Raw genomic sequence first — 14,318 nt, 5'->3', positions numbered from 1 at the left:
CTTAACTTAAGTGAAGCTTATCAGCACATAATGTACAAAATCTGAAAAGTCTCACTTTTGCTAATATATATCTAAGCCAGTCTATTCTTTTTTTGCTTTGTTCATATGCTTTTTTAAAATAACTTGCGCCACTAATTTTGTTTTGTTCTAGTAAATTCCCTGCCAGACTATAAAAAGTATACTTAGCTTTTTTATTTTTCTCTCTTTGATTTTGATATTTCTTTTCTAAAATTTCATATGCTTTAACAGCTTTAGTACCATTTTTAGTAATACTATCTTCTAACTCATAACAATCTACCAGTGGCTCTTCAATAAAATATATTTTATATCCGCTCAAAGCAATTTGAAGGGCAAAATCCCAGTCCTGAAATCTTGGCAATGTTTCATCGAATCTAATATGTTCGATTATTTCTTTTTTCAAAACTATTGTTTGAGTACTAATACAATTTTTCCCCAATAGAACTCCAACTTTATCTTCCATATCATTTAAATTAGTTCTAGGAATAATTCTGCCGGTTGGATATTTTTTTTCTCCCTGCTTATATAAAGATGAAAAAACCATATCTGCCTTTGTTTTTTTTATATAATATAATGATTTTTCCAATTTATTTTTATGCCAAATATCATCGCTATCATGGAAGGCTATATATTCCCCTTTAGCGCATTCGATACCTATGTTTCTCGCTACACATGCCCCTTTATTTTCTTTTGATAATATCAATCGTATTCTATCATCATCCAATTGCTTGACAACTTTTACAGAATTATCTGTCGAGCAATCATCCACCACTATCAGTTCAAGATTTCTATATGTTTGGTTTAAAACACTAGTAACTGCAGCCAATATTGTGTTTTCTCTATTATACATAGGTATAATAACTGTTACTAAAGGATTAAAGTCTTTCATTTTCCATCTCCTCAATGACTACTTGCAATGAATCAATCTGATTTTTAGCCCATCTTACTCGTTTAGCATTATTACTTTCCAATACAGAATTTGTAGAGGCGTCTTCTAAATGTCTAATAACTAGATTGGGATTGTATACTGTTTTTAAGCTTTTTTGCCTGCAACGAAGATACAATAACTCCTCTTCTTTATAAAGGAATGTTTTGGCATTAAAAGCCTCCTTATATGCTCCAATATAAAGAGGAGAAAAAATCAGGCAGCACCCATGCAATATAACATCTTCATGTCTATTATTGAGTCCCGCAGTTGTAAAATAATTATGAAATCTTGATACTCTTTTTATGCGAACAATTTTACAAAACACATTTTTTATCATTTTAAATAAAGCATTTGGAATTCGCAGATGAAATCTAGCTATAAAATACTCTTTTTCCATGATTTTTTTTTCTTTTTTGAAAAATTCAAGATCTGGAAGAGAATAATATAAATTATTAATTTCTCCTTTTTTCAAAATAATCATAGGACCCATAACTCCAAATTTACTTCTTTGATACTCTTGTTTTATGGTCCCCAAAAAGTCATTCTGAATAATAAGAGTATCATTATTTAAAATGCAGACAAATGAGCATAATAACTCTTCAACAGCATATTGGTATCCTATGTTATTTCCACCTGCAAATCCTAAATTACTTTTATTTAAAATTACCTTTACTTTCTTATTCTTAGCATACCTTTTTTTTAAGTCTTCTCCCGTATTATTCGGAGATTTATTATCAACAACAATAATAAAATAATCATCCGTATCTATGTTATTTATAATTGAATTCACACAATCTATCGTTTCTTTTATAGCATTGTAATGTAATATTACAAAGCCTATTCTTTCATACATAATATTTCCCTTTCAATACATATTAGAGCTATTTAACAATAACCCTAAAAATTTTTACTTATGTCCTTTTCCTCTTAATTTTTCTTTAACTTTGTCATAAATATTATTTATAATTCCCACTAGATAGGGATCACGCAAAATAATCAGTAATATAAAATATCCCACTGCACAAATGGATACGGTTAATAACAGCTCTAGTATGACGTCAGAAGTTTGGCTACTCACAATCCACCTAACTCCAAAAAACCAAATACTTGCTATGAAATAAATTGGCAGGCGCTTATATAAATACTTTATTTCAAATAACTGCCGAGCATATATTGTCAAAATAACGAAGACAACCATTTCCGACAACAATGTTGCTACTGCCGCCCCTGTCACATCGAAAAAACGTATCAATATAGTATTTGCAATAAGGTTAACTCCTGCACCAGCAATTGTAGAAATTAGTACTTCCTTCTCTTTTTTATAAGGAATGCATACCTGATATGCCAACATACGATCAATTGCTCCAAACACTAATTTTACAGAAAGTATCTTCGCTGCCAAGCTTCCTTCTATAAACTCCGGTCCGCTAAATACTACAATCAAAATATCGCTAACACACATCATACCTATTGCAATCGGCATAGCCGCCATGAACAAAATATCAGCCGAAGTCTGCATTAATTTCTGAAATTCATTTTTCAGCCCATTTCCAAGATAATAAGAAACTCTTGGAAGTATTGTAGCTGAAATCGTATTCAGCAATGTATTAATAACCGAATTAATTTTTACGGCAGCTGTATAAATTCCTGTTGCGGTATCACCTTTCATAGCCCCGAGCATAGTAGTATCCATTGTCATATAAAGGCTAGATGCCAAGCTTGTCCCAAAAATCAAGAGAATTGGTTTAATATGTTTTCGATATTCATACTGGTATTTTTTTCTCCAGTTTATAAACTTTCTGGAATGCCAAAAATTAAGAATTGCTGACCCTCCAGAAGAAATCACTGTTAATGATGCATACCACCTATAATCATCCTTACTTCTCACTAATAAGAATAATAATATCATTGATATAATTTGGAAAAGAATTGCTCTTTTTGTTATATAAGCATACTCTTCCTTAATAATAAACAGCCACTCTGTTCCAATAGTTGTAAATACAATACCTATGCTAAATATAATCAAGAGATCCTTATACCCTGACAAAACGGGGAGACTCAGGAATATCAAAAGAAGTATATAGGAAAAAAATGTTGTCACAAAATTAATGTTCAACATTTCCTTAGCGAATTTATTAAATTTTTCCTTATCATCTCTTATTCGTGCTCCTTCACGAACTGCATAAGTACTAATTCCTAAAGCAGCAAATAGAGAAAAATATGATATAATAGAACTTGCATAATTTACTTTTCCAATTCCTGAAGCACCTAATACTCTTGAGGCATATGGGAAGGTAATCAAAGGAAAAAGAACAGTCATCAGAGTTTTTATACCATTTGCTATCAAATTAGTTTTTATTGATTTCTGTTTTTCTATTTTATTACTCATACTACTTTTTAATAATATTTTACTCCAATACTATTAGCTATCCTAAAGGATTATATCACTATTTATCTTATGAAACAACCTTTAATCTCCTCTTTATAATTTTCTTCTATCAATATTACTCTTGCATTCCAGGCACAAAATATGCCCCCTTCTAAGCAGCAAGTTCTATTTTCCTTGTCTACCTAGAAAGGAGCATACCAAGTCAATACTACCGTCCCTTATACAAATTAGGAATACTCTCATACCCTTCAAAATTTTAGCGCATCCTCACTAATCTTTTCAATTACAAATATTAGAAATATTTACCGCATACATATTCTCAACCCGGTATCTTTCTTCCAATCCGTCCCTTGTATAAAACTCTTTTTGTACCAATAAAACAATTTCACCTTTTTGATTCCACAAATTAACATCATAATTCGGCTCCCACTCTCCCAAAGAAGAATTGGAAATGTCTATCATTTTTTCCGTAACAATTTCCGTTCCATTTAACGATAATTTAGCAACAGAGGCATATGAATTTCTTTCATCATCCCGGAATAGCAAAAATATACTTGCATCCTCACCTGCACCTTTAACCAAAATCTGTGGCCGAGCGCAAGGCAATTTCTGTGTCGCTGTTCCCGATAACACAAAATCCGTATTTCTTATATCTGTATTATAGATAATCCACTGTTCTCCAGTAAACCTTATCACATTATACTGAACTGCACCATTCACTCTCCAATACGAGACAATATAAGGCATATCATTCGTATCTACTGTCATAGAAGTTTGATTAATCAAAGAACTGTTTGGAGGAATTTCACATATAACTTCCGCCGTATCTTCTATTACTGGCAGATTTATAATTTCTCCTTTAGAGTTTGTAAACTCTGTTCCGGAGGAATCTGTTGAAACCATATATGAAATATTATAATTTGTAGAAACATCCGGTGTCTCTCTCCAAACCCACGATATATGAAGTTTTCCAGAATGATCCACTGTCGCCTGCCAATATGGGGATCTTTCGCCTTCTCCAGATATCAAATTATCTTGAGTTCTCTCCCAAACTCCCTGTTCTGCATAATACTTATTTAAGACTAAATTCCCATTACCAGCATTTCCATTTCTATATAGGAAAAACAGATCGCCATCTGGCAAATTATAAAATTCTGGATATGTCACAGAATCTTCCAAACTGCCAATCATGTCCTTCACACTTACTTTCAAACTAAGAGGTTCTTCGGAACGGGCATAATTTAACCCTCCAGCATGCTGTCCCCATGCCAAATGTATATATCCGTTCCCATCCACAGCTACAGAAACCGTATTATGTGCATCCGTTATATCCCCTTTTAATCCAGTCCATTCATAAGTCCATGACCCATTATTTACTCTCTTTGCCAATACAATCGTTCCATAATAATCATAATACGCACAGATCTGATTTTCATTTCCATTTTTATCAATAAATGTTGTAATGGCATTTTTTCTAAAAGAAACTCCATTAACAGCATTACCAGCAAACCCAGATGTTAAAGAATTAAACTGTACACCCAAAGAAGAATTAAACTGTAATTCCTCTATATCAGGTTCATTTATCACTTCTTCACGAATCCACATTCCAGCAAATACAGAATCGGTCGCTTTGCCATAGTCAATTATTTCATCTGCTTCTCCTGGTTCTAAGCTATTCTTTATATAGTAACGATTGCCACGGCGGACACACAATGTATCTATTTCATCCCCGTCCCAGTCTCCTACGTATACTTGGTCTGTTTTCTTTCCATAATCTACTATAATATCCGCTTCCCCTGGCTCTAGGCTATTCTTTATATAGTAACGGTTCCCACGGCAGACACACAACGTATCTGTTCCATCCCCATCCCAGTCTCCTACGTACACCTGGTCTGTTTTCTTTCCATAATCTACTATAATATCTGCTTCCCCTGGCTCTAGGCTATTCTTTATATAGTAACGATTCCCACGGCGGACACACAACGTATCTGTTCCATCCCCATCCCAGTCTCCTACGTACACCTGGTCTGTTTTCTTTCCATAATCTACTATAATATCTGCTTCCCCTGGCTCTAGGCTATTCTTTATATAGTAACGGTTCTCACGGCGGACACACAACGTATCTGTTCTATCTCCATCCCAATCTCCCACTATTGTTTTATCAGTTTTTTTTCCATAAGTAATGATTCTGTCTGCTTCACCACTTCCTATAGAATATTTGAAATAATAGGTATTCCCACGACGAACACACAACGTATCACTTGTCTTTTCAAGAGTATATGTTAAATTCCCATTTTCAAACGCTTGGTAAATACAGTTATTATTGATATATTGTTCTCCCACCGGAGCTCCTAAACTGTTTGCGCCATTTGCCGCAATATATGCATTTAATATTGGACTCTTCACACTATAAATTTTATCTTCTGATATGAAGACCCAAGCGTTTTCATATTTAACAAAGACTGCATTGGGTATAGCATATGCAGACAAATCACCAGAATTACATCCGCTTATGCCATTATTCCTACAGTACAGATCAATCATCTCTTTTTGCTGTATTGTCAATGTAATGTTCGAAATTTTTAACTGTTCAGCGACATACTGGTTTCCCTTACTTTGAATTGTTTCATTTGTGATTCCCCGACCTGTTCCCCATATTACATAATTGTCAGAAAAATCTTGCGCTTCCTGCTGCAGCGCACCTTCTTCTATCCCTGCATTTTCTTCAACAACTTCCGATTCCTCTTCAACATTTTCTAAACCACTGTTTTCTTCCTTTATTTGTGATTCATCTTCACCAATTTCTGTTTCCGTCTCATTTTCTTCTGCAACCGTCTTTTGTTCCTGTCCCATGTTCTGATCTTCATCTGCTTGAACATCAAACGCAAAAGAATTAATCAGTAAAATCAGACAAATAATACTTGCAATTTTTTTCATAATGCCCTCTTACCGTTTTCAATTTTATATACAAGACAGCAGTAATTGCAGAAAATGCAATTACTGCTTCTTCTTTCTAATTATACACAACTACTGTTGACCCAGTTGGAACGGTATCATAAATCCATTTTGCATTGTTGATATTCAAACGCACACATCCATGAGATAACGCGAGCCCGAGCCTGCTGTCTGCTACTGCTCCATTATGATAATAAGTAGTAGAATGGAACAGGTAATCACCATAGAACTGTGTCCACCAGAAACAGCGTACATTTCCGGAATTGAAATAATATCCTCTGCTTCCCACTTTAAAGACTCCGGAAACTGTAGGCGTACTTGGTGCTCCAACTGTACAGGACCAGTATTTTACATTTTTCCATGCTCCTCTCCAACCCTGGTATACACCAACCTTCCGGTTTCCTCTGTCAACCATGATAATATACGGTGTCGAACTACTGTAAAGGTTTGCCCGTGCATACATTCCTGCATCCGGACCTGATACAATTCTTTGTTCTGTATAATAATTCCTATTGGCTCCCGGTGCGCTGGCATCCTTGGAAACCAGTCTGATCTGTAATGCTTCCAGTCTGTAGCCGATTTTTGAAGTTCCTGCTGCCTGCCCGTTTTTCGCCCAGCCAAGCCATCCATATTTCTGTACATAGGTACGATAATAAATATCATAATATTTGGAAAGGTCGCCTGACAGACTAAACTTCACAGCCTCTATCCCTTTAGAGCCGTCTGTACATCCGGAAACTTTTCCCGCCTCCGACCAGCCGGTCCACCCGGTTTTTGAAAGATGCACTGCATATTTAATAGTTCCGGAAGGCATCGCCTCTGTCCTGCGGTTCAGCGTAACAGTAATATTCTCCAGGCGTTTACTCTGACCTGTTGTTCCAAGCGTTCCACCCATCTGAACATTTCCACTGTTTCCTTTTCCCTGGATTGTTCCACTGTAATACATGTCGCTGGCTTTATATCCCTCAATAAACTTTGTGCCGCTTGTATTCGGCGCCTTTCCGCCTTTTTCTACCAATTGGATCTTAATGGCCTCAATTCGTTTGCTTAAGTCAGTACTTCCGGCAGTTTCACCGTTTACTGCGTAATTTGTCCAGCCAATCTTCGACATGTGGATACTATAATATACGTCATAGTGCTCTGCCACTTCCCCGCTCAGCTTAATCTCAATAGCCTCAATTCGTTTTGCCTGATTAGTGGTTCCGGCAATCTGTCCGTCTTTCTTCCAGCCTTGCCAGCCGATGGACTGTACATAAGTGCGGTATTCAATACTTCCTTCGTATCCAATATTCGGAAGCTGAATTTTAATAGCTTCCATTCTCTTGCCTTTTCCGGTTACTCCGGCAATATCGTTATCAGCTTTTATCTCCTGCCATCCTACAGACTGTGAATGTGCCTGGTAAGATACAAGAGGATACTTAAAGCTTTCCGCTGTCTGTGCGGGCGCATCTTCCCCTTTCTTTATCAGCCGGATCTCTAACGCTTCCATCCGCTTGCCATAGCCCAAGGTTCCGGCTTCTTCGCCGTTTTTCGCCCAACCAAGCCAGCCAAAACTCTGTACATGGGCACGATAATAAACATCATACTGATTTGCCATCTCACCGGTCAACCGAATCTGGATTGCTTCCAGGCGCTTCTTTTGTCCGGTTGTCCCGGCAATCTGACCGTCCTTCTTCCAGCCCTGCCAGCCGATAGACTGGACATGTGTCTGATATTCAATTCCGCCTTCATACTCGCTGTCCGGCAGTTTGATTTTAATAGCTTCCATTCTCTTGGCTTGCCCGGTCACTCCGGCTGTCTGTCCGTTAAATTTCTCCGCCTGCCAGCCAACAGACTGTACATGGGCCTGATAGGAAAGATCAGGGTATTTATAGCTGTCTCCCTCACCTGTCGGAGCTGCCTCCCCTTTCTTTACAAGACGAATCTCCAGGGCCTCCATCCGTTTTCCATAGCCCAGGCTTCCGGACTTTTCTCCATTAGCTGTCCAATTCAGCCAGCCATAACTTTCTACATGTGCACGGTAGTAAATATCATATTGATCAGCCAGAGAACCGGTCAGACGGATCTGAATGGCTTCCAATCGTTTCCCCTGGCCTGTGTTTCCAGCCTGTGCGCCGTCTTTCACCCAGTCCATCCAGCCATAGCTCTGAGCATGAACACGGTACTCGATTCCAGCCGGCTGCTCCGGTTCTTCCGTAGCCACCTCTGCTGCGTCCAGCCCTGTTGCTCCTGGATCCCTTCCTTCTACAGGTGTTTCCGTTGCTCCCTGTTCCGGCATTTCAACCTTCAACTGAATCGCTTCCAGTCTTTTCCCTTTTCCGGTTGTACCGATGATTCCACTGTTTTCTGTCCAGTTGTTCCAGCCGCTGCTCTGAACATGAACACGATAGGAAAGCTTAGGAATCTGCTCTTCCTCCGGCTTATCCTGTTCATTTCCCTCTCCGGTTTCCTCACCAGTTCCTTCCGTACCTGTCTCTTCTCCTGCAGCAGGATCCTCTGTTGCTATATCTTTGGGATTTGTCATCTCTGCAGAAGAATCCTTCGTTTCGTCGCTTTCTGCTTTTTCAGTTTCACCTTGATCTGTAGTAGGATTTGTCTCTTTCTGTTCATCTCCAGTCTCAGGTGCTGTTTCCTCCAAACCTTTTTCCCCCGTAACGCCGCCATTTTCCGTCTGATCCTCTAAGCTGTTATCTGCGGTGTCTGAAGTAACCTGAGCACTGGTTTCTGTTCCCTCTGATGCCAGAGCGCTTCCCGCACTTCCAAAAATCAGAAATGCACTCAGTACAATGGCTGTCACTCCTTTTAAACGTCTCAACTTCTCTCACCTCGATAATTTTCTTTCTATTCACCCTTTATAAAAGCCTGCTCTGTGCTTCCCGGAGCTGCTCCGCCTTTTTCTACCAGCTGGATCTCAATAGCTTCCAGACGTTTTGCCAGTCCCTCTGTTCCGGCAGACTCGCCGTTTTTCGCCCAGCCAAGCCAGCCATATGTCTGAGAGTGTACACGGTAATAGATGTCATATTGTTCTGCCATTTCATCTGTCAATTCAATCTGAATAGCCTCCAGGCGTTTTGCCTGGCCTGTGGTTCCGGCAATCTGTCCACCTTTTGTCCAGTTATCCTCCCAACCGTAGGTCTGTACATGAGTTTTGTAGCGAAGCTTTCCTGCATATTTTGAATTAGCAAAATCTATCTTTATCGCTTCCAGACGTTTTGCCTGGCCTGTGGTTCCGCTCTGTTCCCCATCAAAGCTCCAGCTCTTCCAGCCATAAGTCTGGATGTGAGTACTGTATTTCAAAAGAGCCTGTTTGCTCGGAGTATCTGTCTCTCCCGGAGCTGCTCCGCCCTTTTCCACCAGTTTGATCTGGATTGCCTCCATTCTCTTGGCATAATCAAAAGTTCCAGCCGCTTCTCCGTCCTTCGCCCAGTCAAGCCAGCCATAGCTTTGTACGTAAGCGCGGTAGTAAATATGATAATGTTCCGCAATGTCGCCTTCCAGAGACATTCTTACTGCCTCCAGGCGCTTGCCTCCTCCGGCAAGACCTGCCTCTGTTCCATTTGATTTTTCTCCGTTCCATCCGTATGTCTGCATGTAAGTTTCATATTTCACTCCGCCGGTATAGTCAGAATCTGTAATGGTAACTTTCAAAGCCTCCAAAGATTTTGCCTGACCCGTTGTTCCATTAGTCGCTCCATTTTCCACCGCTGCCTGCCATCCGGATCCGTTTACATACGTCTGATATTTCACAGCCATCGGTTTCTTTTCAAATGGTTTCTCAGTGCTTCCCGGAGCCTCGGATCCTTTCGGAACTACAACAATCTGAATAGCTTCCAGCCGCTTCGCATAGCCCTGACTTCCGGCCGCTTCTCCATTCTTGGCCCAGTCAAGCCAGCCGTAGGTCTGGCAGTGTGCCCGGTAGTAAATATCATAGTTATCAGCTTCGCTCCCTGTCAGCTCGATCTTAATGGCTTCCACTCGTTTCGCTTCCCCGGTTGTTCCTGAAGTTGCTCCGTTTTCCACATAATCCATCCAGCCGTAACTTTGCACATGCGTACTGTACCTTACGCCCAGATCGCCATAGCCGTCGCCAATACTAATCTTAACAGCCTCCAATCGTTTGTAATATCCTGTCACTCCGGTCTGATATCCGTTCTGAACCGTCGGCTGCCAGCCAAATGTCTGCATATGAGACGAATAGCTGATGATATTCGGGTCTTCCACCTCAATCGGCTGCTGATCATAGGTCTTCACCATCCAGAAGTTGAGATCTGCATTGCCGGAAATTCCGTCAACTTTACCTGAAGAGGTACACTGCCACATATCATAAGTACCTGTATAATTACACTCATAATTATACTGTGCCACCCATTTTGACCATGCCGCATTGTTAAATACAGAACTTGTCAGATAATTATTCCACCAGTTCAGATTGGCATAGACGCCGCCTCTGTAACCGGCTGCTGTGATTTTGTTTAAAAAGGTCTGTGCAATGGCGCCATGATCTGTATTGATCGTACTATTATCTTCCAGATCCAAATATACCGGATAGGAAAGAGTATGCCCTTTTAATTGATTTAATACAAAATTTGCAGCATTTGTAGCTCCTGCCGTCGTTGTAATATAAGAATAGAGGTATACGCCATATGGAATACCCAGCCTCTCACACTCGGAAACATTGTATTCAAACCAGTCATCTACATGGCTGTCATTGTTTCCATGCCAGCCCACACGGATGATCGCATATTCGATACCGTCTGCTTTTGCTTTTGCCCAGTCAATTCTTCCCTGCCACTCGCTGACATCCACACCTTTCAGCTGCGCTCCCGGAATAGGATCTCCATAGGAGTTGACATATCTTCCATTTACCTTTTCCCAGGCATTGGAAACTGCACGTGCTGATCTTGCCGTTTTGCTCTGAATCGGCTGACCGTTGGAGTATCTCCAGCTGTTTGCCAGACGAGTCTGTGGTTCTTCTTCTGACTGCTCTTCTGCCGCTTCATTTGATGCTTGTTCTTCTGCTTCCCCACTCTCTTCTGTGCTTACTGCCGCATTGTCTCCTGTCCCGTCAGAAGTTTCAGCCGAATCTTCAGTGGTCCCTTCTGTTTCCGTGCCGCTCCCCTCTGAACCGCTGCCTGTCTCCTGATCAGATGCTGTATCATCCTGTCCGGTCGCAGGCGCTTCTGTTCCATTTTCTTCTGAAACTGCAGCTGTTCCGTCATTTTCTGCCGCATTACTGCTAAAGTCTACTGAAAATGCCATTCCGGCCGTCAGGCATACTGCCAAAGCCAGCGCTGTCAGTCTCTTCCAGTTTCTTTTCAATGTAAACTCCTCCTTTTTTCTCTGATTCTTCCCTTTTATATCTTATGCTTTTACAAATCTTTGATCTGTACTTCCCGGAGCTTCTCCGCCTTTTTTCACAAGAACGATCTGAATGGCTTCCATTCGCTTTGCAAGTCCTTTTGTCCCGGCAGATTCACCGTTTTTGGCCCAGCCAAGCCAGCCATAACTCTGGGAATGTACCCGATAATAAATATCATACTGCTTTGCCATCTGGCCTGTCAACTGGATCTGAATGGCTTCCATCCGTTTCGCCTGGCCTGTCGTTCCTGCAAGCGCACCGTTTCGCATCGTGTTCATCCATCCATAGGTCTGTACATGGACTTTATACTCTATATTCCCGCTGTACTTCTGATTCACAAGAGAAAGCTTCAGCGCTTCCATCCGCTTTGCCTGGCCTTCCGTACCGGCCTTTACGCCGCCTTCTGCCATTTCCTGCCAGCCATAGGTCTGTACATGGGTCTGGTACTGCAGCAGCGGCTGTACATAGGTACGCATAGTTTCTCCCGGAGCTGCCCCGCCTTTCTTCACAAGCCGGATCTCCAATGCCTCCATCCGCTTTGCCCCGTCTGTCGTTCCTGCTGTCTCGCCGTTTTTCGCCCAGTCGAGCCAGCCGTAAGTCTGGCAGTGTACCCGGTAATAAATATCATATTTTTCTGCCATCTTTCCTGTCAGCTGGATTTGGATCGCTTCCATCCGCTTTGCCTGGCCTTCTGTCCCGGACATAGCGCCGTCGGACTTCCAGTCCGTCCAGCCGATACTTTGAATATGGCTTCTGTATTTTACCGAACCGCTGACCGATGGATCCCGAAGCTTGATCTTAACAGCCTCAAGCCGCTTCGCTTCTCCTTCTGTTCCAGCCATTGCTCCGTCCTTCTGCTCGCCCATCCAGCCATAGGTCTGAGCATGGACAGAATAGGTAATCCCTTCGGAGGCGGAAGGTGTCTGAGTATCACCGCCGCCGCTTACTTTTCCGGATACGACTGTCACATAATCTTTACTGATATACGCATACATATTGGAAAAATTATATGCTCCGGAACTTGAATTGATTGCTGTTCTTCCACTGTTCAGCACCGGATCACTCTGTATCTGGTAAAAGCTTCCGCTGCTTCCTTTTATCAATACTGCATAATTGGAAACAGAACGCCCGGAGGAACTTGTGGTTGTATACAAAACATTGGATGCCGTATTGGCCTCTTTTCTTACATTGACTACATTGTATTTTGTATTGATGGTATCTTTGATCCCGATCGTATATTTATAGCGGTCTTTCTGCCCGTTTTCATTATCCAGCTGCCATGCAATATTAGCGATCTTCTCACCCCAGTATGGATCCGAAGCATAGCTTACGTTCATACCGCTCGCTTTATCTCCCAGGAATCCGCCATGATAGAAGGACCACCCTGCTCTTAAATACCGCTTGGATAAATAGGTCTCTGAAAATGTCTGGATACATGCGTCTACGCTTTTATATGTATCAGCACTCTCTCCCGGTGAGGAATCTACCGCATTCAGTCCAAACAGATTGTTTTTACTCTGGGCAATACTGCTGCTTCCCCAGCCGCTTTCAATCGCTCCCACAGATGCCATGATAAGTGCGTTTGTGCCGTAAGAATTTTGGCGGTTCACAAAATTCGCACCTGTATTGTTCATCTTGGAATTACCGGAAGCATGTCTGTTGATCATATTGTTCAGCGCACTTCCGGAATATCCCGTCTGACTTCTCAATGGGAGGTACTGGAAATAATTATAATATGGATTGTCGGGGTTGATAGAGTTCTTTCTTGTATTATTCCTGTAATCAGAAAGCATTGTGCTGTAATTCTGATAGAAATAGTGTCCATCATAACTGTAATATGTCTGTCCTGTTTTCATATAGGACTGCTGCGGCCCCACATTGACGTATCCCCCATACCCAGGTGTTGTCATATTCATCGTAATGTTATGGATAAGATTCGTGCCATCGGCATAGTAACAGCTATAGCTTTTGGCGCTGCTAAGGTTGACTACCTGAACCTTGGATTTATCCACCAGACCCACAACGCCTGCTATCATGAATTTTACTTTTCCGTTCACTTCTCCAAGGTACGCTGCATCAGCGCCGCTTCTGCCATATACATAGCCGGACTCTCCGGTATTGTATTCTGTATATTCTGTAATATCACTGACTGTCTGTCCGCTGGCATTGGCACGGAAGTTTACGATCTTTTCTGAAGCAGCCCTGGCATATCTTCTCGCGCTGCTTTCTTCTACAACTCCCCCGTTATCTTCTTCCAGCAGATACACATTTCCATTTTCATCTATACTGTAGACTTCTTTGGCAGCCATAGACATTCCGGCGTCAGCGCCGGATTGGTCCCCAGAGGATGTATCGGCCGTCTGACTCTCTCCCGTCTGCTCTGCTTCTGACTGCACTTCTTCATTTTCCTCTGAAACTTCTAAAGCCGCGTCCATCTCTTCTGTTTCGGACGCTGCCGTTTGTTCCGTGTTTTCCTCTGCCGCTGATTGGCTTTCTGCCATTGCCGGTTCATCAGCATAGGTTAAAATGCTGCTTCCTGACAGCATTCCCATGCACAGGATCAGGGCAACCCATTTTCTCCATTTTCTTTTCATATATTTCCTCCTTATTTGTATCCCCGTTTTTCTTCTGAAGCTGACAAAAGAGCTGTTAAAGCCCCGCGGGCGCTT

General features: G+C 41.4%; 7 protein-coding genes. All 7 read right to left on the bottom strand.

The annotated features are described in order from the left end of the window. Position 1 precedes the first annotated feature (1 nt). The 7 genes from R2J37_RS06225 to R2J37_RS06195 all read right to left on the bottom strand — a co-directional run bounded on the left by R2J37_RS06225 (position 2) and on the right by R2J37_RS06195 (position 14,243). Positions 2-907 (bottom strand): glycosyltransferase family 2 protein, encoded by a 906-nt coding sequence (locus R2J37_RS06225; protein ID WP_316266685.1) that lies wholly within the window; start codon positions 905-907, stop codon positions 2-4. Next, positions 894-1,799, bottom strand: a complete 906-nt coding sequence (locus R2J37_RS06220) for a glycosyltransferase (RefSeq protein ID WP_316266683.1) — start codon at positions 1,797-1,799, stop codon at positions 894-896. The genes R2J37_RS06225 and R2J37_RS06220 overlap by 14 nt, the downstream gene beginning before the upstream one ends. Positions 1,800-1,853: 54 nt before the next feature. Beyond that, positions 1,854-3,335, bottom strand: coding sequence for a flippase (locus R2J37_RS06215; protein ID WP_316266681.1), 1,482 nt, complete (start codon positions 3,333-3,335; stop codon positions 1,854-1,856). Positions 3,336-3,614: 279 nt separating this feature from the next. Then, positions 3,615-6,272 (bottom strand): BNR-4 repeat-containing protein, encoded by a 2,658-nt coding sequence (locus R2J37_RS06210; RefSeq protein ID WP_316266679.1) that lies wholly within the window; start codon positions 6,270-6,272, stop codon positions 3,615-3,617. 76 nt (positions 6,273-6,348) lie between these two features. Next, positions 6,349-9,105: a L,D-transpeptidase family protein gene (locus tag R2J37_RS06205; protein WP_316266677.1), complete on the bottom strand. Its 2,757-nt coding sequence runs from the start codon at positions 9,103-9,105 to the stop codon at positions 6,349-6,351. Between the two features lie 26 nt (positions 9,106-9,131). Beyond that, positions 9,132-11,609 carry a GH25 family lysozyme gene (locus tag R2J37_RS06200; RefSeq protein ID WP_316266675.1) on the bottom strand — a complete coding sequence of 826 codons (2,478 nt, stop codon included), beginning with the start codon at positions 11,607-11,609 and terminating at the stop codon, positions 9,132-9,134. Between the two features lie 42 nt (positions 11,610-11,651). Continuing rightward, complete coding sequence (locus tag R2J37_RS06195) at positions 11,652-14,243, bottom strand: glucosaminidase domain-containing protein (protein WP_316266673.1); 2,592 nt, start codon at positions 14,241-14,243, stop codon at positions 11,652-11,654. Positions 14,244-14,318 lie beyond the last annotated feature (75 nt).

The sequence above is a fragment of the Claveliimonas bilis genome (genome assembly GCF_030296775.1).
GTDB lineage: Bacteria > Bacillota > Clostridia > Lachnospirales > Lachnospiraceae > Claveliimonas > Claveliimonas bilis.
Note: the sequence above shows the minus strand (reverse complement) of the source record. Positions and strands in the feature narration are given on the sequence as shown.

What these genes read in the sequence shown, in the direction of transcription:
- R2J37_RS06225 (WP_316266685.1), bottom strand. Translation starts at nt 907, where the DNA reads ATGAAAGACTTTAATCCTTTAGTAACAGTTATTATACCTATGTATAAT.
- R2J37_RS06220 (WP_316266683.1), bottom strand. Translation starts at nt 1,799, where the DNA reads ATGTATGAAAGAATAGGCTTTGTAATATTACATTACAATGCTATAAAA.
- R2J37_RS06215 (WP_316266681.1), bottom strand. Translation starts at nt 3,335, where the DNA reads ATGAGTAATAAAATAGAAAAACAGAAATCAATAAAAACTAATTTGATA.
- R2J37_RS06210 (WP_316266679.1), bottom strand. Translation starts at nt 6,272, where the DNA reads ATGAAAAAAATTGCAAGTATTATTTGTCTGATTTTACTGATTAATTCT.
- R2J37_RS06195 (WP_316266673.1), bottom strand. Translation starts at nt 14,243, where the DNA reads ATGAAAAGAAAATGGAGAAAATGGGTTGCCCTGATCCTGTGCATGGGA.